At 70.6% G+C, this 21831-nt stretch carries 18 protein-coding genes; 15 read left to right on the forward strand and 3 right to left on the reverse strand.

Annotated elements, in window-relative coordinates; all coding sequences use genetic code 11:
- Window positions 1-119 precede the first annotated feature (119 nt).
- Window positions 120-1352, reverse strand: a complete 1233-nt coding sequence (locus tag CK951_RS14395) for an RsmB/NOP family class I SAM-dependent RNA methyltransferase (protein ID WP_096786804.1) — start codon at window positions 1350-1352, stop codon at window positions 120-122.
- A gap of 68 nt (window positions 1353-1420) precedes the next feature.
- Between CK951_RS14395 and CK951_RS14400 the strand changes: the two genes are divergently transcribed.
- The gene (locus CK951_RS14400) at window positions 1421-1600 is read left to right on the forward strand and encodes a DUF1674 domain-containing protein (protein WP_096786805.1); all 180 of its coding nucleotides are present in this window, start codon (window positions 1421-1423) and stop codon (window positions 1598-1600) included.
- A gap of 64 nt (window positions 1601-1664) precedes the next feature.
- Here CK951_RS14400 and dapB read toward each other — a convergent pair whose 3' ends face one another.
- Complete coding sequence (dapB, locus tag CK951_RS14405) at window positions 1665-2474, reverse strand: 4-hydroxy-tetrahydrodipicolinate reductase (RefSeq protein ID WP_096786806.1); 810 nt, start codon at window positions 2472-2474, stop codon at window positions 1665-1667.
- A 206-nt stretch (window positions 2475-2680) separates the two neighbouring features.
- On the opposite strand from dapB, the gene rbfA reads away from it, so the two are divergent.
- From rbfA to pnp, 7 genes are all read left to right on the forward strand, one after another.
- Window positions 2681-3091, forward strand: coding sequence for a 30S ribosome-binding factor RbfA (rbfA, locus tag CK951_RS14410; protein ID WP_096786807.1), 411 nt, complete (start codon window positions 2681-2683; stop codon window positions 3089-3091).
- Complete coding sequence (locus CK951_RS14415) at window positions 3081-3818, forward strand: phosphodiester glycosidase family protein (RefSeq protein WP_096786808.1); 738 nt, start codon at window positions 3081-3083, stop codon at window positions 3816-3818. The genes rbfA and CK951_RS14415 overlap by 11 nt, the downstream gene beginning before the upstream one ends.
- Window positions 3819-3870: 52 nt before the next feature.
- Window positions 3871-4776, forward strand: coding sequence for a tRNA pseudouridine(55) synthase TruB (gene truB, locus CK951_RS14420; RefSeq protein WP_096787277.1), 906 nt, complete (start codon window positions 3871-3873; stop codon window positions 4774-4776).
- Window positions 4777-4895: 119 nt separating this feature from the next.
- Window positions 4896-5972: a PLP-dependent cysteine synthase family protein gene (locus tag CK951_RS14425; RefSeq protein ID WP_096786809.1), complete on the forward strand. Its 1077-nt coding sequence runs from the start codon at window positions 4896-4898 to the stop codon at window positions 5970-5972.
- Between the two features lie 187 nt (window positions 5973-6159).
- Complete coding sequence (locus tag CK951_RS14430; RefSeq protein ID WP_096786810.1) at window positions 6160-6672, forward strand: DUF1643 domain-containing protein; 513 nt, start codon at window positions 6160-6162, stop codon at window positions 6670-6672.
- 213 nt (window positions 6673-6885) lie between these two features.
- Window positions 6886-7155 carry a 30S ribosomal protein S15 gene (gene rpsO, locus CK951_RS14435; protein ID WP_096786811.1) on the forward strand — a complete coding sequence of 90 codons (270 nt, stop codon included), beginning with the start codon at window positions 6886-6888 and terminating at the stop codon, window positions 7153-7155.
- Window positions 7156-7334: 179 nt separating this feature from the next.
- The gene (pnp, locus tag CK951_RS14440; protein ID WP_096786812.1) at window positions 7335-9479 is read left to right on the forward strand and encodes a polyribonucleotide nucleotidyltransferase; all 2145 of its coding nucleotides are present in this window, start codon (window positions 7335-7337) and stop codon (window positions 9477-9479) included.
- A gap of 50 nt (window positions 9480-9529) precedes the next feature.
- On the opposite strand, the gene CK951_RS14445 is transcribed toward pnp, so the two are convergent.
- Window positions 9530-10843 (reverse strand): calcium-binding protein, encoded by a 1314-nt coding sequence (locus CK951_RS14445; protein ID WP_096786813.1) that lies wholly within the window; start codon window positions 10841-10843, stop codon window positions 9530-9532.
- A gap of 221 nt (window positions 10844-11064) precedes the next feature.
- On the opposite strand from CK951_RS14445, the gene CK951_RS14450 reads away from it, so the two are divergent.
- The 7 genes from CK951_RS14450 to CK951_RS14480 all read left to right on the forward strand — a co-directional run bounded on the left by CK951_RS14450 (window position 11065) and on the right by CK951_RS14480 (window position 21792).
- Entirely contained in the window at window positions 11065-11907 is an 843-nt protein-coding gene (locus CK951_RS14450; RefSeq protein WP_096786814.1) for a calcium-binding protein, read from the forward strand.
- A 63-nt stretch (window positions 11908-11970) separates the two neighbouring features.
- On the forward strand, window positions 11971-14049 hold the full coding sequence (locus tag CK951_RS14455) for a hypothetical protein (protein WP_096786815.1): 2079 nt from the start codon (window positions 11971-11973) through the stop codon (window positions 14047-14049).
- Entirely contained in the window at window positions 14046-15293 is a 1248-nt protein-coding gene (locus tag CK951_RS14460) for a glycosyltransferase family 4 protein (protein ID WP_232520633.1), read from the forward strand. Before CK951_RS14455 ends, CK951_RS14460 begins: the two co-directional genes overlap by 4 nt.
- The gene (locus tag CK951_RS14465; protein ID WP_096786816.1) at window positions 15290-17485 is read left to right on the forward strand and encodes a hypothetical protein; all 2196 of its coding nucleotides are present in this window, start codon (window positions 15290-15292) and stop codon (window positions 17483-17485) included. The genes CK951_RS14460 and CK951_RS14465 overlap by 4 nt, the downstream gene beginning before the upstream one ends.
- Window positions 17482-18759, forward strand: coding sequence for a glycosyltransferase family 4 protein (locus CK951_RS14470; protein WP_096786817.1), 1278 nt, complete (start codon window positions 17482-17484; stop codon window positions 18757-18759). Before CK951_RS14465 ends, CK951_RS14470 begins: the two co-directional genes overlap by 4 nt.
- The gene (locus tag CK951_RS14475) at window positions 18752-20494 is read left to right on the forward strand and encodes a type I secretion system permease/ATPase (protein ID WP_096786818.1); all 1743 of its coding nucleotides are present in this window, start codon (window positions 18752-18754) and stop codon (window positions 20492-20494) included. The genes CK951_RS14470 and CK951_RS14475 overlap by 8 nt, the downstream gene beginning before the upstream one ends.
- Window positions 20491-21792, forward strand: a complete 1302-nt coding sequence (locus CK951_RS14480; protein WP_096786819.1) for an HlyD family type I secretion periplasmic adaptor subunit — start codon at window positions 20491-20493, stop codon at window positions 21790-21792. Before CK951_RS14475 ends, CK951_RS14480 begins: the two co-directional genes overlap by 4 nt.
- Window positions 21793-21831: the final 39 nt, after the last annotated feature.

Below are 21831 nucleotides of genomic sequence, written 5' to 3' on the forward strand. Positions count from 1 at the left end.
TCGCAGGCGATGCTCCGATCGGGGAAGCGGGGGAGGCAGGGCTTCCACGCCCGCCCTGCCCGGGACCCGCGACCGAGCCACGGGCGGCAGGCCGCCATGGAACCGGCCGCCCGCGCCCCTCACGGCTTGCGCACCCGGACCATGAAGAAGCCGTCCATCCCGCCGCGGTCGGCCCAGAGGTCAGGGCGCAGCCGCAGCCCGCCGGCCTCGGTCACCCATACGGCTTCCACCCCCGCGATCTCGGGCCGCTCGACCCGAAGGCCGGGGTGCCGGGCGAGCATCGCGGCCAGCTGGTCCTCGCCTTCCTCGGGCAGGAGCGAGCAGGTGCAGAACACCAGCCGCCCGCCCGGCTTCAGCAGCGCGAGCGCCCGGTCGATCATCGCGGCCTGAAGCTCGGCCAGCGCCGGGATCTCGCTGCCATCCTTGACGAAGGGCAGGTCCGGGTGGCGGCGGATCGTCCCCGTCGCCGAGCAGGGCGCGTCAAGCAGCACCGCGTCGAATGGCCCGCCCTGCCATTCCAGCAGATCGGCGGCCACCACCTCGGCCGAAAGCCGGCAGCGCGCGAGGTTCTCGCGCAGCCGCGCCAGCCGCGCTTCCGAGACATCGACGGCCGTCACCCGCGCCCCGGCAGCCGCAAGCTGCAGCGTCTTGCCGCCCGGCGCGGCGCAGAGATCGGCCACGGCCTCTCCCTCGGCGGGCGCGAGCAGCTGCACCGCCAGCGCGGCCGCGGCATCCTGCACCCACCAGTCGCCCGCGTCATAGCCGGGCAGCGCCGAGACCTGCCCGGGATGGGTCAGGCGGAAGCTGCCCGTGGGCAGGGCCTCGCCCGGTGCGCTGGCGCCGGGCTTCGCCGTCAGGTCGAGCGGCGGCACCCCGGCCTGCACCGCCTCGATCACCGCAACGACCTCGCGCCCCCAGAGCCGCACCAGCGGCTGGCGCAGCCACATCGGCATCCGCTGCGCCGGCATCCGCTCGAACGAGGCCGGCGCGACCTTGCGCAACACCGCGTTCACGAGGCCCGCCAGATGCTGTGTCCGCCGCCCGCGCCGCACCAGATCGACGGCCGCACTGACCACGCCATGAGGCGCCGCGCCTTCCACCGCCATCTCGACCACCGCAAGGCGCAGCACGTTGCGTACCGTCAGCGGCGGCGCCTTGCGCAGGTGCGGCGACAGAAGCCGCTCGGCGCGCTCCAGATGACGCAGCACCGTCAGAGCCAGCCGCTGCGCCCGCGCCCGCTCGGACGGCGGGGCATCGTGGGGCAGGTCCGCCAGCGCCTGCGACAGAAGCCGCCCCTCGCCAAGGACGGCGTCGAGCAGCGCCACCGCCATGCTCCGGGACTCGTCCGCCATGCCGCCTCCTTGTTCCGCCTTCCTCCGGCGGTATATCATGCCTTCATGCCGCACAAGGAAGCCGAGACATGACCGAGGAGACCCGCAAGGACCTGCCGCCCGAAGCGCTGCGCGCGCTGGCCGAGGCCGAGGAGCGGCGCCGGACCGCCAAGGCGCTGGAGCTGCCGACCGAGATCGGCGGCCGCAACGGCCCGGAGCCCGTCCGCTTCGGCGACTGGGAGAAGAAGGGCATCGCGATCGACTTCTGACCGGACCGCTCCCGCTCGACCGACACGGCAAGGCGGCCCCGAGGCAAGCCGGGGGGCCGTGGCTTCACAGACCCAGCACGTCGATCATGTCGTATTGCCCCGGCCGCTTGTCCTGCCCCCAGATCGCGGCCTTCAGCGCGCCGCGGGCGAAGATCGCCCGGTCGGTCGCGACGTGGCGCAACACGATGCGCTCACCTTCCGCCGCGAAGATCACGTCATGCTCGCCCACGATGTCGCCGCCGCGGATCGCCGAGAAGCCGATGCTGCCGCGCTCGCGCGCGCCGGTGATGCCGTCGCGGCCCGAGACCTTCGCCCGCTCGAAATCGATGCCGCGGCCGTCGGCCGCCGCCTGACCCAGCATCAGCGCCGTGCCCGAGGGCGCATCGACCTTCATGCGGTGATGCGCCTCGACCACCTCGATGTCCCAGTCGGCATCGAGCGCCGCCGCCACCTTGCGCGTCATCTGCACCAGCAGGTTGACGCCGAGGCTCATGTTCCCCGCCCGCACGATCACCGCGTGATGCGCGGCCCATTCCAGCCGTTCCAGATGCTCGGACTGAAGGCCCGTGGTGCCGATCACGTGCACGGCGCGGGCCTGCGCGGCGAGTTCGGCGAACTGCACGGTCGCGGCGGGCGCGGTGAAGTCGATCACCGCCTGCGCCTGCGCGAAGGCTTCCAGCGGATCATCGGTCACCGTCACGCCCACGGCCGCCCCGCCCATCGCCGCGCCCACGTCGCGGCCGACCCAGTCGTGGCCGGCGCGTTCCACCGCCCCGACGAGTCGCGCCTTGTCCGAGGCCAGCACCGTCTTCATCAGCATCTGCCCCATCCGGCCCGAGGCCCCGGTGATGACGATACCCGGCAGATCCGACATGCTGCTTTCTCCCTCGCGTTTCGGCCTTCCTAGCCGCTTCGGGCGCGGCGCGCAAAGGATCCGCGCCGCCGCGGGGCCGCTTCGGGCGTGGCGCACACCGGTTCCGCGTCGTCGGGGGGCGCTTCGGGCGTGGCGCGCAACGGTTCCGCGGCGCCGAGGGTCCGCCGGCGTTGCGGGCCGGGGCGAAAGCGCCTAAATGGGCGATCATGGCACACAGATCCTCCTCCGGCTCCGGCCCGTCGCAACGCCAGCTTCGCGTCGGCGAACTGATCCGCCGCACGCTTTCCGACGTGCTGAACCGGGCCGAGATCCACGACCCCGACCTGAACCGGCTGTCGATCACCGTGGGCGAGGTGCGCTGCTCGCCCGACCTGAAGGTGGCGACCGTTCACGTCATGCCGCTGGGCGGCAAGAACGTGGACGAGGCGATCGCGCTGCTGTCCAAGCACCGGGGAGAGCTGCGCCACCACATCACCCGGCAGATGACGCTGAAATACGCCCCCGATCTGCGCTTCCGCCCCGACGAGACCTTCGACCGGCTGGACGAGACTCGGCGGCTGTTCTCGGACGAGACGGTGCAGCGCGACATCCGCGGCGGAGAGGCGGATGAGGGCTAGGCTTGCGGCCCTGCTGCTCGCGCTCTGGCCCGCCGCCTGTTCGCGGGCCGAGGCCGAGTGCCGCGAGGTGAGCTTCGAGGGCATGACCTTCACCGTCTGCGAGGCAGTCGCCGGCGCGGATGTGCGGATCTTCCTGAACGACGCGGACGGCCAGCCCTTTGGCAGCTTCGACCGGGTGAACCGTGCGCTGGCGGCCGAGGGCGCCGAACTCGCCTTCGCGATGAATGCCGGCATGTATCATGCCGACCGCCGCCCGGTCGGGCTGATGATCGAGAGCGGGACGGAACTTGCCCCCATCGTCACCGCCGCCGGTCCCGGCAACTTCGGCCTGCTGCCGAACGGCGTCTTCTGCGTGGGCGACCGGTTCCACGTCATCGAATCGCGCGCCTTCGCGGCCGATCGGCCGGACTGCCGCCATGCCTCGCAATCCGGGCCAATGCTGGTGATCGACGGCGAGCTGCACCCCCGGTTCCTCGTGGACAGCGATTCGCGCCATGTCCGCAACGGCGTGGGCGTCAGCCCGGACGGCAGCCGCGCGGTCTTCGCGATCTCGAACCGCCCCGTGACCTTCCACGAATTCGGCCGGTTCTACCGCGACGCGCTGGGGCTGCCGGACGCGCTCTATTTCGACGGCTCGATCTCGCGGCTCTACGATGCCGGCGCCGGGCGGTCGGACTGGGGCACGCCGATGGGGCCGATCGTCGGGCTGGTCGTTCCGAAGCGTTGACGCTTGCGCCGCGACCGGATAGCTGGCGGGCCTTCTTGCAAAAGGGATGACCATGGGACGGACGCGCAAGGGGCGGGCAATTTCGGGCTGGCTCGTGGTGGACAAGCCGGCCGGCATGACCTCGACCTCGGTGGTCAACAAGGTGCGCTGGGCGCTGGATGCGCAGAAGGCGGGACATGCGGGCACGCTCGACCCGGATGCGACCGGCGTTCTGGCCGTGGCGCTGGGCGAGGCCACGAAGACCGTGCCCTACATCACCGACGCGCTGAAGTGCTATCGGTTCATGGTGCGGCTGGGGATCGCCACCCGCACCGACGACGCCGAGGGAGAGGTGATCGCGACCTCGGACACGCGCCCCTCGGATGCCGACATCGAGGCGGCGCTGGCCGCCTTCCGCGGCGAGATCATGCAGGTGCCGCCGCAGTTCTCGGCCGTCAAGGTCGAGGGCGAGCGCGCCTATGACATCGCCCGGGCGGGCGAGACGATGGATCTGGCCGCGCGGCCGCTCTGGGTCGAGAGCCTCGAGATGATCTCGCGCCCCGATGCCGACCATGTCGAGCTGGAGATGGTCTGCGGCAAGGGCGGCTATGTGCGCTCCATCGCGCGCGACCTGGGGCAGGCGCTCGGCTGCCACGGACATGTGACCTGGCTGCGCCGGACGTGGTCGGGACCGTTCGAGGCCGAGGACGGGATCTCGGTCGCCACCATCGACGAGCTGGCGAAGACGGACGCGCTGCTCGCGCATGTCCTGCCGCTCGAGACCGGCCTTGCCGACCTGCCCGAGCTTCCGGCAACGGCCGAGGGCGCGGCGCGGCTCAAGAACGGCAACCCCGGCATGGTGATCGCGTCGGACGTGGAATTCGGCGACGAGGCCTGGGCGAGCTTCCAGGGCAAGCCCGTCGCGGTTGGCATCTACAAGGCGGGCGAGTTGCATCCGACCCGGGTGTTCAACCTCTGACACCGTTCCATCCGCGCGGGCCGGGCGGGGACGGTCGTCCGGCGCGCGCGGAAAAATCGGGAAACACGCCGCGCGATAGCGGGTTAAGCTCCGATCACAAGAGTGACAGGAGAAGCATCATGGATGCGCAGAAGATCCGGACGACCGAGGGCCGCGGCAGGCTCTACGACAGCGTGCTCGACACGGTGGGCGACACGCCCGTCATCCGCATCAACAACCTTTCGCCCGAGGGCGTGACGATCTACGCCAAGGCCGAGTTCTTCAACCCGGCCGCGTCCGTGAAGGACCGTCTGGCGCTGAACATCATCGAGGCGGCGGAGCGGTCGGGCCGGCTGAAGCCCGGCATGACGGTGGTCGAGGCCACGTCGGGCAACACGGGGATCGGCCTTGCGATGGTCTGCGCGCAGAAGGGCTATCCACTGGTCATCACCATGTCCGAGGCCTTCTCGGTCGAGCGGCGGCGGCTGATGCGGCTTCTGGGCGCCAAGGTCGTGCTGACGCCGCGGGCGGGCAAGGGCTTCGGCATGTATCGCAAGGCGCAGGAACTGGCCGAGGCGAACGGCTGGTTCCTCGCCAGCCAGTTCGAGACCGACGCCAACGCCGACATCCACGAATCGACCACCGCGCGCGAGATCATCGCGGATTTCGCCGGCCAGCGGCTCGACTGGTTCGTGACCGGCTACGGCACCGGCGGCACGGTGACGGGCGTCGCCCGCGTGCTGCGCCGCGAGCGGCCCGGGGTGCGGATCGTCCTGTCCGAGCCGGCGAACGCGCAACTGGTGGGATCGGGCATCGCGCAGGAGCGCAATCCGGATGGCACCGCGGCCTCGGGCCACCCGGCCTTCGAGCCGCATGCGATCCAGGGCTGGACGCCGGATTTCATCCCGAAGGTGCTGCAGGAGGGTCTCGACTCGGGCGCCTATGACGAGCTGATCCCCGTTTCGGGCGACGAGGGGATGAAATGGGCGCGGGAACTGGCGGCCAGGGAGGGCATCCTGACCGGGATCTCGGGCGGGTCGACCTTCGCGGTGGCGCGGCAGGTGGCGGAGCGGGCCGAGAAGGGCTCGGTCATCCTCTGCATGCTGCCCGATACCGGCGAGCGCTACATGTCCACCCCCCTGTTCCAGGCGATCTCGGAGGACATGGACGAGGAGGAGAAGGCGCTCTCGGCCTCGACGCCTGGCTTCCAGCTGTAACGGCACGCTCCGGCGCGGGAGGTGCCGCCCGAGGGGGCATCGAACCCCCTCGGGCGGCCCTGCCGGGGACCGACCGGAACCGTCGGGCGACGGGCTGTTCGGGCGTAGCCCGCGTGTGGTGCCGGGCTTGTCCTTTCGCCGCCGCCCGTCTAGCTCGGGGCGCGCGGCGGGCAGCACCGGAGGGCAGATGATCACGCGCAGCTTCGTGAAGGGTGACGCGCCCTCGACCGCGGTCTATTCCGATTGCGAACGCTATCGCTACCTTCTGACCCGGGTATGGGATCCGGAGGGGAAGAAGGCGCTGTTCGTGATGCTCAACCCCTCGACCGCGACAGAATTCCAGAACGACCCGACGGTCGAGCGCTGCGAGCGGCGCGCCCGGGCGCTTGGTTTCGGCGCCTTCCGGGTCTGCAACATCTTCGCCCGGCGCGACACCGATCCGCGGAAGATGCGTGCGGCAGCCGATCCGGTCGGCAATCCCGAGAACGACGCGGCGATCGCGCATTCCGCGCCCTGGGCAGACACGATCATCTGCGCCTGGGGCTCGCACGGCGCCTTTCTCGACCGGGGGCGGCAGGTCGAGGCGCTGCTCCGAGGCACGGGCTATCCGCTTCACCACCTGGGGCTGACCCGCGACGGGCAGCCGAAGCATCCGCTCTACATCGGCTACGATCAGCAGCCGGTGCCCTGGGCGGGGTGAGGGCGGCCTGTCGCGGGCGCAACCGGCGCAACGGGCCGCCACTTTCCGCCCCACAGGACGCCCGAAAATCGGGCGGAGCGAGAACGCGCTTTCCTTTCAGGCGTTTTTCCCCTATACGCGCGCATCCGCCACGGTTTTCCGGGCGGATGTTCCAAGGGCCTTGCTGGACGACATCCCGGCTCGTGCCGTCACCCTCAGACCAAGGAGATCCCGATGTCGATCACCGTCGAAGAGAAATCCCGCCTCATCAAGGAATATGCCACCAAGGAAGGCGACACCGGCTCGCCGGAAGTCCAGGTGGCGATCCTCAGCTCGCGCATCGCGACGCTGACCGAGCATTTCAAGTCGCACCGGAAGGACAACCACTCCCGCCGCGGCCTCTTGATGATGGTGGCGCAGCGCCGCAAGCTGCTCGACTACCTCAAGAAGAAGGACGAAGGCCGCTACACCGCGCTCATCGCGCGTCTGGGCCTCCGCCGCTGACCTTGAAGCGCGCCCCGAGGGGCGCGTTTTCCTATTCCCGGCGCGGAGATCCCCTCCGCGAATGACGGCCTCCCCGACGGGCTCCGCGGGACAGGCTTCGGCAAGGAAAGGGGCCACGGGCATACGGCCCGTACGCAACAGGCCGGGCGGAGGGTCCCCCGGTCAGGACAGGATAGAAGATGTTCCACATCACCAAGAAATCGATCGAATGGGGCGGCGAGACGCTGACCCTCGAAACGGGCAAGGTTGCCCGTCAGGCCGACGGATCGGTCATCGCCACGCTGGGCGAGACCTCGGTCATGGCCAACGTGACCTTCGCCAAGGCGGCGAAGCCCGGGCAGGATTTCTTCCCGCTCACCGTGCATTACCAGGAACGCTACTATGCCGCGGGCAAGGTGCCCGGCGGCTTCTTCAAGCGTGAAGCCCGCCCCTCCGAGAAAGAGACGCTGACCTCGCGCCTCATCGACCGCCCGATCCGCCCGCTGTTCGTGGACGGCTTCAAGAACGAAGTGCTGCTGATCGTCACCGTGCTCTCGCACGACCTGGTGAACGAGCCCGACATCGTGGCGATGATCGCTGCTTCGGCCGCGCTGACCATCTCGGGCGTGCCCTTCATGGGCCCGATCGGTGCGGCGCGCGTGGGCTTTGCCAACGGCGAATACGTGCTGAACCCGTCGGTCGACGACATGCAGAAGCTGCGCGAGAACCCCGAGCAGCGGCTGGACCTCGTCATCGCCGGCACCAAGAACGCCGTGATGATGGTCGAATCGGAAGCCTACGAGCTGTCCGAGGCGGAGATGCTGGGCGCCGTGAAGTTCGGCCACGAGGCGATGCAGCCGGTGATCGACCTGATCATCGACTTCGCGGAGGACGCCGCCAAGGAACCCTTCGACTTCACGCCGCCGGACTATGCCGCGCTCTATGCCAAGGTGAAGTCGCTGGGCGAGGCGCAGATGCGCGCCGCCTTCGCGATCAAGAACAAGCAGGACCGCGTCAACGCCATTGACGCCGCCCGTGCCGCGGTCAAGGCCGGCCTGACCGACGAGGAACTGGCCGACGAGAACCTCGGCACCGCGTTCAAGAAGCTGGAAAGCTCGATCCTGCGCGGCGACATCATCAACGGGGGCGCCCGCATCGACGGCCGCGACACCAGGACCGTCCGCCCGATCATCTCGGAAACCAGCATCCTGCCGCGCACCCACGGCTCGGCGCTGTTCACCCGGGGCGAGACGCAGGCGCTGGTCGTGACGACGCTCGGCACCGGCGAGGACGAGCAGATCATCGACGCGCTGCACGGCAACTCGCGCTCGAACTTCCTGCTGCACTACAACTTCCCGCCCTACTCGGTCGGCGAAGTCGGCCGCTTCGGGCCTCCGGGCCGCCGCGAGATCGGCCACGGCAAGCTGGCGTGGCGGGCGCTGCAGGCGGTCCTGCCTGCGGCGACCGACTTCCCCTACACCATCCGCGTCGTGTCCGAGATCACCGAATCGAACGGCTCGTCCTCGATGGCCTCGGTCTGCGGCGGGTCGCTGTCGATGATGGACGCGGGCGTGCCGCTGAAGGCGCCGGTCGCGGGCGTGGCCATGGGCCTGATCCTCGAAGAGGATGGCCGCTGGGCCGTGCTGACCGACATCCTCGGCGACGAGGATCACCTCGGCGACATGGACTTCAAGGTCGCCGGCACCGAGAACGGCATCACCTCGCTGCAGATGGACATCAAGGTCGCGGGCATCACGCCCGAGATCATGGAGCAGGCCCTCGCGCAGGCGAAGGACGGCCGGATGCACATCCTGGGCGAGATGTCGAAGGCGCTGTCCTCGGCCAATTCGTTCTCGGCCTATGCGCCGAAGATCGAGACGCTGACCATTCCGACCGACAAGATCCGTGAAGTGATCGGCTCGGGCGGCAAGGTGATCCGCGAGATCGTGGAAGTCTCGGGCGCCAAGGTCGACATCAACGATGACGGCGTGATCAAGATCGCGTCGAACGATCAGGCCGCGATCAAGAAGGCCTACGACATGATCTGGTCGATCGTGGCGGAGCCGGAAGAGGGTCAGGTCTACACTGGCAAGGTGGTGAAACTGGTCGACTTCGGCGCCTTCGTGAACTTCTTCGGCAAGCGCGACGGTCTGGTGCACGTTTCCCAGATCGCCAACAAGCGCCTGCAGCACCCGAACGAGGTGCTGAAGGAGGGCCAGGAGGTGAAGGTCAAGCTGCTCGGCTTCGACGAGCGCGGCAAGGTCCGCCTCGGCATGAAGATGGTCGATCAGGAGACGGGCGAGGAAATCGCGCCCGAGAAGAAGGAAGAGGCCACCGAGGCCTGAGCCTTCGGCAGGAAAAGAGGGGCCCCGGCATCGCGCCGGGGCCTTTTTCGTTACAGGAAGCTGGTGTTGCCCTGCAGCAGCTCTCCCAGTTCGTCGGCCGAGACGCCGAGGAACATCGCGCCGTTGCCGTCGCCGAGGTCGAGGAACGAGTCGCCGCCACAGTCCTCGATCCGGCCCAGCAGATCCTCGACCGTCACCGCGCCGTCCGGCCCGCCGATGCCGTTGATATTCAGCGTGATCATCAGCTGATCGTCCGCCGTGAAGTCCGTGATGAAGTCGATGCCGTGGGCGCTGCGCATCTGGAAGATGTCCTGGCCCTCGCCTCCGGTCAGGAAATCGTCGCCCGCCCCGCCGTTCAGCAGGTCGTCGCCGTCGCCGCCGTCGATCTGGTCGGACCCGCGGCCGCCGTGCATCGTGTCGTCGCCCTCGCGCCCGAGGATCACGTCGTCGCTGCGGCCGTGATCCTCGAGGGCAGCCACGAAATCGTTGCCCGCGCCGAGGTCGATCAGGTCGTCTCCGCCGCCGGCATCCACCCAGTCGTTGCCTTCGCCCGCAAGGATGCGGTCGTTGCCGTTGCCGCCGTAGACGATGTCGCGCCCGGCGCCCCCGCTGACGACGTCGTCGCCATTCCCGGCGATCAGCCGGTCCGAGCCGTCGCCCCCGGAAAGGACGTCATTGCCCAGGCCCGCTTCGATCGAGTCGTTGCCCGCACCACCGTCGAGACTGTCCGCCCCCGCATCGCCCCGCAGCGTGTCGTGCCCGTCACCCCCGTCGAGCCTGTCGTCACCGTCCTGCCCGCCAATCGAATCGTTCCCGGCGTCGCCCCGAAGGCTGTCATTGCCGAAGGAAGCCTCGATGATGTCATCCCCGTCTCCGCCGGACATGCTGTCGCCGGCGCCGAGCTTGGTGGCGCGCCAGTTGTCGAACGACAGGCCGCCGCGGTCCGGGTCGGTGGTCCAACGGCTGTCGAGCACGTCATTGCCGGCACCGCCGAGCAGCAGGTTCGCCCCGGCACCGCCGTGCAGGCTGTCGTTCCCTGCCCCGCCGAGCATTAGATCGTCGCCCGGCCCGCCGGAAAGGACATCATCCCCCGGCCCGCCGAGCGCCGCATCGGACCCGCCATTGCCGAAAATCGTATCGTTCCCGAACAGCCCGATGAGCAGGTCCGAGCCCTCGTGTCCCACAAGTCCGTTTCCAACGGGTGAACTGACAAGCAGATCCCTCTCGTCCGTTCCCGAAACGGCGACTGTCCGCGTGCCCGCCAGAATCGCCGCGTCGAAGTGCAGGCTGTTGGTGAGAGGAATGCCCGACCCGGCGGAAAGGTCGGCAAGCGCGTTGGTTAGTATCTGGTCTGCCTGATCCATGGAGCCTCCCGAAGCTGCCGTTGCGCCCCGGCCCGGTGCCGAAGCCGCGCAGCAGCGCAGTCAAGAGGTCAGACCCTTACCCGCAGGTTAACGCGCCAACTCCACCATCAGGAAGTTTCAATAAATCCTAATCAACCGAAAGCCGCATTTAACACCTCATTAACAGGTGCCCGGCACATCTTGCACACGCAGAAATTGCACGTTCAAGGAGAGGGGTTCCAATGGCCACGATACCCGGAGGCGCGTTCAGCGACTTCATTTTCGGCACATCCGGCAGCGACTACATCCTGTCGGGCAGCGGCGATGACACCGTTTCGGGTGCCAGCGGCGACGATCTGATCCGCGGCGAGCAGGGCGCGGACCTGCTCAACGGCGGATCGGGCGACGACCGGCTGTTCGGTGACGAGGGCGACGACCAGCTCCTCGGCGGCACCGGGAACGACATGCTCGATGGCGGCACGGGCGACGATACGCTGGCCGGCGGCGCGGGCAACGACACGATGCGCGGGGGCGAAGGCGACGACCTGCTCGCCGGCGGCGCCGGCGACGACGTGATGGAGGGTGGCGCGGGCGACGACGCGCTGCTTGGCGGCACCGGCAACGACCAGCTGTCGGGCGGGGCGGGCGACGACACCCTGTCCGGCGAGATCGGGGACGACCGCATCGACGGTGGCGCCGGCGACGACCGCATTGATGGCGGCGACGGGAACGACACCCTGACCGGAGGTGCCGGCGACGACCTGATCGTGGGCGGCGCGGGTGACGACCAGATCGACGGCGGCGCGGGTGACGACACGATCTACACCGGCGAGGGCAGCGACCTCATCACGTTCTCCGGCGGCGGCGACGTCATCATGGACTTCTCCGAGGGCGACATCCTGCAGATCTCGGGTTCGCTCGAGGGGGTGTCGCTGGCCTCGGCCGACGACGTGGCGGGCTATGCGGTGGACCTCGGAGAGGCCGGCACCCTGATCGACTTCGGGCAGGGCGACAGCGTGCTGCTGCAGGGCGTCTCCTACGACGACGTGGCTTCGGACCCGTCGCGCTTCTTCTCGATCGTCTGATCCTGAACGGCCGGGCGCGCCGCGCGCCCGGCCCCTTCCCGCAAAGGCCCGCGGACGCACGCCATGAACATGAGACCCGATGCCTTCGGCAATGCTCCTGCCCCGGCCGCACTGCTCCGGTCCGGCCCGCCGCTGGACGAAGCGCAGATCGTGCCCCTGACGGCCGATCTCGCCGCGCTGTTCGTCGACCGGCCAAGGCCCCCCCTGCGCAGGCCCCGCCTCGGCGTCACCATGGACGGCCGCCCGGTGCCGCCGCCCTGCATCGGCAGCGCGCTCGCGCTGGAGGGTGGCGGGCTGCGCCACATGATGATCCTGCAGCGGCCCGTCTCCGAGATCCTGGCTGCCCGCATCCTGCTGACGCTCCACGGCCGGGCCGAGGCCGAGGCCCGCCCCGACTGGCTGCAACCGCCGCTTCACGCGCTGCCAGCGCTGGTGCAGGGGCTGGCTCCGGCGGGGCGCGAGCAGTTCCTGAAGATGTTCCTGACCACGGGGGCTTCGCTCTTCGCTGCGGCCCCGGGTGCCGCCCTGTCGGCGCTGGCGCGCCAGCTTCTGGACCTCTGCGGCGTGCCGCCCGCCCTGCCCCTCGACTGCGCGGCCTTCGGCTCGGGCCACGCGATCCTGTCCTATGCCTGTGCGGCGGCGCCGCTCGCCGGCAGCCCCATCGTGGCCTTGCGACCCGACCGGCTGGTGCGCCTGCCCGAGGCGGCGACGCTGTCCGACGCGGACCGGCTGCACCTCCACCTGAACCGCCGCCCCGCCGAGGACGAGGAGATCGTGATCTTCGCGCCGCAGCCCGTACGGCTCGCCCCGCTCGGGCCGGCACGGATGCAGCCGATGGCCGTCTGGATCGAGGGGAACACGCCTGCCGCCCGGCACTGGGCGCTTGGAGAGGTGCGGAAATGCGCTCCGGACGACCCGGTGGCGCAGGCCCTGCTTGACGAGCTGCGCAGCCCCGACCTGCCGATCCGGTTCGAGACGCTGTCGCTTGCCGCCACGACGGGCGGCCTGCTCCATTCCTTCCGCCTGCAGGATCCCCGGGCCCTCGTGCGGGCGCTGCGGATCGAACGTGGCGGCGCGCATGTCGACCTGCCGCCCCAACCCGATCCCGACGGTACGTCGCTCTTCGCCGGCCTTGCGGCGCTTCCGCTTCCTGCGGACGGGATCGAGACATGCCGATTGCAACTGGTGCTCGGCTCCGGCCGGCTGCGCGCGCTGGCCGAGGCCGAACCGCAGCCCTATGCCGGCGAGGTGCCGCCGGGCTTCGCGGAGGCATGGGCCGAGCGCCGCCTGAACGCGGCCACTCCGGCCGACGATCCGGCGCAGGCGCTGGCCGCAGCGCGTCTGTCGCTGCCCCGCCGGCAGGTTGCGACCCGAGTTCGGCATTTCGGCCCCGACCGCGTCGGCCGGATCAGCCTGATCGCTCCGGTCGGTGCCAATCCCGACCTGATCCCGGCCCGCGCCGCTGCGATTGCGCGGGAGCACGATGCCGCCCGAACGGAGGTGATCCTGACCGTGGCCGAGGGGCCGCGCGCAGCGCTGGCGCGGGATCTGGCCGCGGCCGCGGCAGAGATCCACGACATCCCGCACCGGATCGTCGCGCATTCCGCCTCGGCCCGCGGGCCGGAGGTGCTTCGCGCGGCGCTCGCGCTGACCGCGGGTCCGGCCCTGCTCCTGGGCAGCGAGGTGCTGCCGGCCACGCCGGGCTGGCTGATGGCCTGGCTGCAGCATCTTGCCGGCACCGAGGCGCTGGTCACCGGCGGGCTGATCGCCGATCACGACGGCGCCATTGCCGAGGCGGGCACGGAACTGGTGGGGAATCGCCTTGTCCGGCCTCTGGCGGGCCTGCCCGCGACGCGCCTGCCAGAGGCTCCCCGCTTCACCAGCCTTCCCTCCGAGGGGTACGCCGGCCTCAGCCGCGCGGGGATCGAGCGGCTTCTTGCCCTGCCCTTCGACCATGCGGAGACGGCGACCCTGCTGGCGGACCTCGCCGCCGCGGATCGCAGGGAGGGGCGGGTTCCGCCCCTGCACTGCGGCCACCCGTTCACCAGCTTCGGCCTGCGTCCCGCGCCGGAGGACTTCGCCGAGGCGCTTCTTGTCCACAGCCTGCGGCTTCTCGGCGCCGTCGGGCAGGAGTGCGCATGATGGCCGCCCTTCGCATCCTGCAGATCGCCCACGACCATCCCGACTGGACCACCGGCGGGACCGAGATCGCGGCGCATGACCTGCACCGCGCGCTGGAGCGGCGCGGGCTGAACTCGACCTTCCTCGCAGCGGCCACATCGCTGCAGCGGCCCGAGGCGGTGGCGGGCAGCCTGGGCCGGCAGGGCGGCGACGTGGTGCTGCGCACCGGCGGCTATGACCGCTTCCTGATGAACCGCCTCGACGGCCTGCGCTGGCTCGACTCGTTGCGCCGGCTCGTGGCCGACACACGGCCAGAGGTGGTCCACCTGCACGGCATCGACCGCATCGGCGCCGAGGTCATCCCCGCCCTGCGCCGGCTGGCGCCGGCTGCGCGGATCGTGCTGACACTGCACGACTACCAGATCATCTGCCCGAACGACGGATTGCTGCTGACCCGGCCCGAGATCACGCGCTGCCGCGGGGCCAGCCCCGACGGCTGCCGGTCCTGTTTTCCCGATCTGGGCGCCGCCCGTCATGCCCTGCGCAAGACCTATCTCGCCACCATCCTGCAGGGCGTGGACCTGTTTCTGGCGCCGAGCCGCTTCCTGAGGGATCGTTTCCTCGACTGGGGCCTGCCTGCGGGCCGGGTCCGCCTGATGCCGAACGCCGTGGCGCCGCTGGCCCTGATGCAGGACCGCCCCCGCGCGCGCCGCGACCGCTTCGCCTTCTTCGGCTCGATCGCTCCGCACAAGGGGGTGCTCACGCTGCTCGATGCGGCGGCGCAGCTGAAGGCCGAGGGCGCGGCCCTGCGCCTCGCGCTGCACGGCGGGCTGCGCCATCCGACGCCGGAATTCCGCGGGGCGTTCGACGCCCGCCTTGCCGCGGCGCAGCCTCTCGCCCAGCATCTGGGACCCTACGACCGCAATGCCCTCGCCAGCCGGATGGCGGATGTCGATTGGGTCGTGGTGCCCTCGCTCTGGTGGGAGAACGCCCCGCTGGTGATCCTCGAGGCTCAGGCGGCCGGCCGGCCGGTGATCGCCTCGGGCGTGGGGGGGATGGCCGAACTGGTGCGGGACGGCGCGACGGGCCTGCTGGTTCCGCCCGGCGATGCCTCGGCCCTGGCCGAGACGCTGCGGGCCGCGGCCGAGGATGCCCCGCTCTGGGCGCGTCTCGCGGCCTCGCAGCCAAGAGCGAGCCACGAGGCCTTCGTGGACGCGCATCTCGACGTCTACCGTTCGCTTCATGAAGGGAGAAGGGCAGCATGACCCCTGCAGACGGCTCCTTGCTTCCTGCTGCTGCGGCTGCCGCGGTTCCGGCCCGGGCCGAGGCGCAACTGGCCGTCGTCCTTCCCGGCGGCCGCAGCCTCGTCGCCTTTCTCTCTCCCGACGAGCCGCCGCACGAGGGCACGGCGCTCTGGGGCGGCGGTCACGCCGGCTGGCGGGCCGGGATCTGGCCCGCCGACGGCGGATGGGCCGGCATCGCCCTCGTCGGCGCCGCCCTGTGCGAGCGGGCGACGATCCGCGGCCCCGAGGGCGCTTCGATGCGGCTCGAACCGCCGCGCCGGATCGAGATCGCGTCCGAGCCGCTCGCCGATTTCGTTCGCTCGGCCGGGCTTCCGGCGCGCGAGGTTCTCGACTTCCTGCGCAAGGTCCTGCCCGCCGAGCCCGATGCGACGGCGGCCGAAGCCCGGTGGGCCCGCGACTTCCTCGGCGGCTTCATCGCAAGTGCGGCGACCACCGACGGCTTCATCGAGATCCTGGCGGTGCCCGAGACCGACGGCCTCTTCGCCCAGGGCTGGTCGGTCTCGCTGCCGGCCGGACCCTGCCGGATGGGCAAGCTTGACGACGATCTCGGCTTCTGCACCGCCGAGGTCACCACCTTTCCGCGCGCAGACATCCTGCCCCCCGGCCAGGGCATCGCGCTCTTCAGCCGCGACTGGCGGGGCCAGGATCTAACCGCGCTGCGGGCGCTGGTCTACGAACACGAGGGCTGCCTGCGGCGGCTTGACGTGGTGCGGGACAGCGTGCTGCACCTGCGCGGCGAGGCGGGTTCCGCGCATGTCGCGCACATGCTGCCCCGCCTCGCTGGCCCCGACACCGCCCGCCGCGCGATGCGCCGGATCTGCCGCCCGCGCTATGCAGGCCACGACACGCTGAGCGCGACCGCCCTGCCCGTCGCGGCGGCGCTGGAGGTGGTGTTCCAGGCACCCGACGGCGGCCTTCTCGCCATGGGCTGGCTGCTCGACCCGCTGGCCCGGGTCGAGCGGGTGCTGCTGAAAAGCTCGGCCAACCTCTATGCGCCGCTGCAGGACCGTTGGCACAGCGTCCCGCGACCCGACCTGAACGCGGGGTTTGCCACGGATGCACGCTTCGGACGGCTGCTCGATGACCGGGACACGATGCACGGCTTCATCGCCTATGCGCCGGCAGCCCGGTCGTCGGTCGAGGGGGCCGAGGTCTATCTGGAGTTGGTGCTCGACGACAACTCCTGCCTGTTCCGGCCGGCCTCGGTGACACCGCTTCCGACACGGGATCGCCTGCCGGGGATCCTGTCCGCGATCTCGCCCCATGATCCGGCCATCGGCCCGCTGGTCGAGGGGATCCTCGCGCCGTTCCTGGCCGGTCTTCCCGCCGCGGCGCCGCGCAACCGGGGCCGACGCACCGCGACGATCCCGCTCGGCGCGCCCTCGTCCGACCGCGACATCGCGGCGATCATGCCGTTCCGAAGCCTCGCGCAGCTTCAGCCGGTGTTCGCGCTGCTCGCCGGCTCGCCCGAGGCGTCCGCGCTTGACCTGACGCTGGTCACGCCGCGCGGCGGCGCCGCCGGCCTGACCGAGAAGCTCGACGAGGCGTTCCGCTTCTACGGCCTGTCCGGCCGGCTTCTTCTGGTGCCCGAGGGCGACGGGCTTCTCGCACAGGTCGAGGCCGGGATCGAGGCGACGGCGGGCTCGCGTCTTCTGCTGTGGCAGCCGTCGGTCCTGCCGACGGCACCGAACTGGCTGTCGCGTCTCGTGCGAGAGTCGCAGTGGGTCCGGCCGGCGGGCCTCGTCTCGCCGAAACTGGTCTACGAGGACGGCTCGATCTGCTTCGGCGGCGGGGAAGAGCATGGCAGCGGGGCGCAGGCGATCTGCCCGCAGCTTGGCTATCCGGCCGACTGGCTGGCGCAGGGACGGCCGAGCCGGGTGGCCTTCGGCGCCGCCGAGATCGCGCTGATCGGCCGGGCGGACCTTGCGGCGGCGGGGGGGCTTTCCGGCCGGCTGTTCGGCGACCGGCTGACCCATCGTGACCTCGCCGACCGTCTGCACGCCGCGGGGGCGGGAACCTGGTGCTCGGGCTCGGTCACGTTCTGGGCCCTGCAGGACCAGCCTTCCGCCGCAAACGATTCCTTCACCGCCCTGATGTCTAAGGTGGATGCCGCGCTGATCGCCGCGCGCAGCAAGGAAAGGCACGCGCCGTGAAAGCCCTCGTCCTCAGCCATGCCCATCCCGCCTTCTCGATCGGCGGGGCGCAGGTGGCCTCCTACAACCTGTTCACCGGGCTGAAGGCCATGTCGGGGTGGGAGGCGCATTACATGGCCGGGGTCGGCCCGCCCGTGGCGCGGCATGCCGACACGCCGCTGATGTCGCTGGGTCAGGGCCCCGACGAGACGCTGTTCTGGAGCAATGACTACGACTGGTTCCACCTCGGCTCGAACGACCTCGACGGGCTGATGCGGCATTTCGAGCGGTTCCTTGCGGATGTCCGCCCGGACGTGGTGAACTTCCATCACGTGATGGGATTCGGCATCCAGGCGCTGCAGGCCACTCGCCGGGCGCTGGGGGATGTGCCCATCGTCTTCACCCTGCACGAATACCTGCCGATCTGCGCCCACCACGGCCAGATGATCAAGGCGCGGTCGCACAACCTGTGCCTGCGCGCCTCGGCCTCGGATTGCGGGCTCTGCTTCCCCGAGATCGGCGCGGCCGCCATGAAGCGGCGCGAGCTGTTCATCAAGAGCTTTCTCGACACGGTGGACGCCTTCGTCAGTCCCAGCCGCTTCCTGCTGAAGCGGTTCGATGACTGGGGCCTGCCGCGCGGCAAGCTGGTGATGATCGAGAACGGCCTGGACGGCGGCCCCGTCGCCCCGCCGCGCGAGCTGCCGCCCGGCGGAAGGCGCAACCGCTTCGCCTATTTCGGCCAGCTCAACCCGTTCAAGGGCATCAAGGTCCTGGTCGAGGCCGTGACGCGGATCCCCGAGAAGGTCTGGGGCGACTCGATCCTCTACATCTTCGGCGGCAACCTCGAACACCAGCCCGAGGAGTTCCAGGCCCAGGTGAAGGAGCTGTTCCGGCTCTCGGGGCGTCGACTGCGCTTCATGGGATCCTACAAGAGCGCGGACCTGCCGCATCTGATGCGCGAGGTCGACTGGACCATCGTTCCCTCGACCTGGTGGGAGAACGCCCCCGTGGTCATCCAGGAGGCCTTCCACCACGGCCGGCCGATCATCGCCTCGGATATCGGCGGCATGGCCGAGAAGGTGCGGGACGGCATCGACGGGCTGCACTTCCGCGTCTCCAACGCGGAAAGCCTGGCCGAGACCATGGCGCGGGCCATCACCGAGCCCGCCCTGTGGGACCGGCTGCGCGCGGGGATCGAGCGTCCGACCGATTGCGCGACGGCGGCCCGGCTTCACGCCGAACTGTTCGAGCGGCTGATCGCAGAGAGCGCCGGGCGGCAGGTGCGGCATGGCTGAGCCGACCGCAGCCCAGGGACAGGCGACCTATCGCGCGGCGATGCGCGAGATGGTCCTTGGCGCCGGCGCCGCGGCCTTCGTCGGCTTCTTCGTCAACCTGCTGCACCTCGCGCTGCCGCTTTACAATGCGCAGGTCTATGACCGGGTGATCGGCAGCGGCAATCTGGACACGCTGGTGGCGCTGACCGTGCTGGTCGTCATCCTGCTGGTGTTCGGCGCGGTGCTCGACGTGCTGCGCTCGCGGATCTTCGCCATCCTCGCGGCACGGCTCGCGGGCCGGCTGGGGCGCCCGGTGTTCGAGGCGGCGGTCGAAACCTCGCTGCGCGGCGGCTCCGCCGCGGCCGGGGACGTCATGCGCGACCTGTCCGACCTGAAGGGCTTCGTCGCTGGCGGCGCGATCGCTCTGCCGATCGACCTCACCTTCAGCCCGGTCCTGATCGGCGTGCTGTTCCTGCTGAACCCGATCTACGGCCTGATCGGCTGCGTCGGCGCGCTGATCCTTGCCGCAACCGGCGTCGCGACCGAAGTGCTGGCGCGCCGCCCCGCCGCGCGCGCCACGGCCGCCACCGGTCGCACGCAGGCCGAGACCGCCACCGCCATCCGCAGCGCCGAGGTGATCGCAGCGATGGGGATGCTGCCCGACATCGCACGGCGGTGGCATCGGACCCAGGCGCAGGCGCTCGACTCGGCCGACCGTGGACAGGCGACGGCGAGGACGCTCAGCGCTGTGGCGCGTCTGCTGCGCACCGGCATCCAGATCGCCGTGATCTGCGCCGGCACGACCCTCGTCGTCGAACAGGAGGCGACGGTGGGCACCATCATCGCCGCCATGGCAATCATGTCCCGCCTGCTGCTGCCGTTCGAGCATCTGATCGACGGCTGGCGGCAATGGGTGGACGCCAGCGCCGCGCACGGCCGCATCCAGTCCCTGCTGCGCGACGGAGGGAGCCCACGCTCCGTCGTCCCGGCGCCGGTGGGAAGCTCGACGGTGGTGGCGGACCGGCTGACCTATGTGCCGGCGGGACAGGACACGCCGCTGCTCCGCAACGTATCGTTCCGGATCGAGGCCGGGGAACTGGTGGGCGTGGTCGGGCCCTCGGGCGCCGGAAAGTCCACGCTCGCCCGGCTTGTCGTCGGCCTCTGGGCGCCCAGCGCCGGCGGCGTCTATCTCGACGGACAGAGCACCTTCCTGCACGAACGGTCGAGCTTCGGCGCCGCCGTCGGCTACCTGCCGCAGGAGCCGCTTCTGCTGGATGGAACGGTGCGCGAGAACATCGCGCGGTTCCGCGACGCCCCGATGGATGCGGTGATCGCCGCTGCACGGCAGGCTGGCGTGCATGACCTGATCGGGCGGATGCCGAAGGGCTATGGCACGCGGCTCGCCGACGGCGGCGGTCGCCTCAGCGGCGGGCAGCGGCAGCGCATCGCCCTCGCCCGCGCCGTTTTCGGCGATCCGCAGCTTCTGGTGCTCGACGAACCGAACTCGAGCCTCGATGCCGAGGGCGAGGCCGCCCTCGTTTCCGCCGTCGAGACGGCGCGCCAGCGCGGCGCCGCGGTGCTGGTGATCGCGCAGCGCATGTCGATCCTTGCCAAGGCCGACCGGCTGATCGTCCTGCGCGACGGCGCCGTTGCCCATTACGGCCCCCGCGCCGAAGTCCTCGCCGCGATCGGACCGCAACGGCAGGCCCAGCGCCCGGGTCCGGTCTACGCGCTTGGCGGCGAGGTGCGGCCATGAGCGCGGCGGACGGCTGGACCGGCCAGCCGGCGCCGAGCTACGCGCCGGTTTTCCGGATCGCGCTGATCCTTGTCCTGTCGCTGACGGTCACGCTGGGCAGCTGGGGCGTCTATGCCCGACTGGACGGGGCGGTCATCACGCAGGGCGTCGTGCTGGCCGAAAGCCGACGCAAGACCGTCGAGAACCTGGAAGGCGGGATCCTCGAGCGGCTGCTCGTCAGTCCGGGGGACCGCGTCTCGGCCGGCCAGCCGGTCGCCCAGCTGGCGACCGTGCAGGAACGCGAGCGGCTGGCCCAGCTTCAGGCGGAACGCTCGGCCCTGCGGTTCGACATCTGGCGCCTGCAGGCCGAGGCCGCCGGCGCCGCAAGTCTCGACAGCGCTACCGCTCCCGATGCCGACAGCGGCCGCACGGCGGCCCAGGTGCGCCTGTTCCAGACCCGGCTTCGCGCGCATCGCGACCGGATCGGATCGCTCGAGAGCGAGATCCACCTGCTCGAGGCGCAGGCCGCCGCAAACGACGCGCAGGCCCGCGCCGCCGACATCCAGATCGAGAGCTGGAAGGCGGAACGCGCGGATCTCGTGACCCTCGTCGGTCGCGGTGCGGCCCCCCGCCAGAAGCTGGTGGAACTGGACCGCAACGTGGCCGTGCTGACCGGCAGTCGCGAGCAGTATCTTGCGCTGGCCCAGGCCGCGCGGGCCGATGTGGCGCGCGCGCGGATGGACATCTCGACGACGGAACAGCTTCGCCTGGCCGAGGTGGCCGAGCAGCTTGCGGCGGCCCTGCGGGCGATCCCCGGGATAGAGGCGCAGATCCGGGCGACCGCCGACATCCTCGAACGGCGCACCCTGCGCGCACCGCAGGGCGGGCTGGTGGTCGAGGTGCCGACGGTGAGCACGGGCGCCGTGATCGCCTCGGGAACCCCGGTCATGGAGATCGTGCCTGACGCCGATCTGCTGATCATCCAGACCAGACTGCCACCCGAGGCCATCGACAGCGTGCAGAGGGATCGCACGGCGCGCGTGCGCCTGACCGCCTACCGCCGCTCGACCGCGCCGGTGATCGACGGCACCGTGACCTTCGTCTCGCCGGACCTGATCGAGGACGAGCGGGACGGCAGCACCTATTTCGAGGCCCGCGTGACGCTCGACCGCGAGTCGCTCGCCGACCAGCCCTCGTGGGTCCGGCTGAGCGCGGGGATGCCGGTGGAAGTCTCCATCAGCACCGGCGAGCGGCGCGCCGGCGACTATCTGCTCGAGCCGATCCTTCGCCACCTGCGCCAGTCCCTCGACGAAGGATAACCGCTTCACGCTTCCTCAAGAGACGCCCCCTAGAGTCGA

It is taken from the genome of Rhodobacter sp. CZR27, from assembly GCF_002407205.1.
In the GTDB taxonomy this organism is placed as follows: Bacteria; Pseudomonadota; Alphaproteobacteria; order Rhodobacterales; family Rhodobacteraceae; genus Cereibacter_A.

Bases quoted from the DNA above. Each gene is read 5' to 3' on its own strand.
- CK951_RS14415 (WP_096786808.1), top strand. From the start codon at position 3,081: ATGAGGGCTAGGCTTGCGGCCCTGCTGCTCGCGCTCTGGCCCGCCGCC.
- CK951_RS14475 (WP_096786818.1), top strand. From the start codon at position 18,752: ATGGCTGAGCCGACCGCAGCCCAGGGACAGGCGACCTATCGCGCGGCG.
- rpsO (WP_096786811.1), top strand. From the start codon at position 6,886: ATGTCGATCACCGTCGAAGAGAAATCCCGCCTCATCAAGGAATATGCC.
- truB (WP_096787277.1), top strand. From the start codon at position 3,871: ATGGGACGGACGCGCAAGGGGCGGGCAATTTCGGGCTGGCTCGTGGTG.
- CK951_RS14480 (WP_096786819.1), top strand. From the start codon at position 20,491: ATGAGCGCGGCGGACGGCTGGACCGGCCAGCCGGCGCCGAGCTACGCG.
- CK951_RS14445 (WP_096786813.1), bottom strand. From the start codon at position 10,843: ATGGATCAGGCAGACCAGATACTAACCAACGCGCTTGCCGACCTTTCC.
- CK951_RS14400 (WP_096786805.1), top strand. From the start codon at position 1,421: ATGACCGAGGAGACCCGCAAGGACCTGCCGCCCGAAGCGCTGCGCGCG.
- CK951_RS14395 (WP_096786804.1), bottom strand. From the start codon at position 1,352: ATGGCGGACGAGTCCCGGAGCATGGCGGTGGCGCTGCTCGACGCCGTC.
- CK951_RS14465 (WP_096786816.1), top strand. From the start codon at position 15,290: ATGACCCCTGCAGACGGCTCCTTGCTTCCTGCTGCTGCGGCTGCCGCG.
- CK951_RS14425 (WP_096786809.1), top strand. From the start codon at position 4,896: ATGGATGCGCAGAAGATCCGGACGACCGAGGGCCGCGGCAGGCTCTAC.
- dapB (WP_096786806.1), bottom strand. From the start codon at position 2,474: ATGTCGGATCTGCCGGGTATCGTCATCACCGGGGCCTCGGGCCGGATG.
- CK951_RS14460 (WP_232520633.1), top strand. From the start codon at position 14,046: ATGATGGCCGCCCTTCGCATCCTGCAGATCGCCCACGACCATCCCGAC.
- rbfA (WP_096786807.1), top strand. From the start codon at position 2,681: ATGGCACACAGATCCTCCTCCGGCTCCGGCCCGTCGCAACGCCAGCTT.
- CK951_RS14450 (WP_096786814.1), top strand. From the start codon at position 11,065: ATGGCCACGATACCCGGAGGCGCGTTCAGCGACTTCATTTTCGGCACA.
- CK951_RS14430 (WP_096786810.1), top strand. From the start codon at position 6,160: ATGATCACGCGCAGCTTCGTGAAGGGTGACGCGCCCTCGACCGCGGTC.
- pnp (WP_096786812.1), top strand. From the start codon at position 7,335: ATGTTCCACATCACCAAGAAATCGATCGAATGGGGCGGCGAGACGCTG.
- CK951_RS14455 (WP_096786815.1), top strand. From the start codon at position 11,971: ATGAACATGAGACCCGATGCCTTCGGCAATGCTCCTGCCCCGGCCGCA.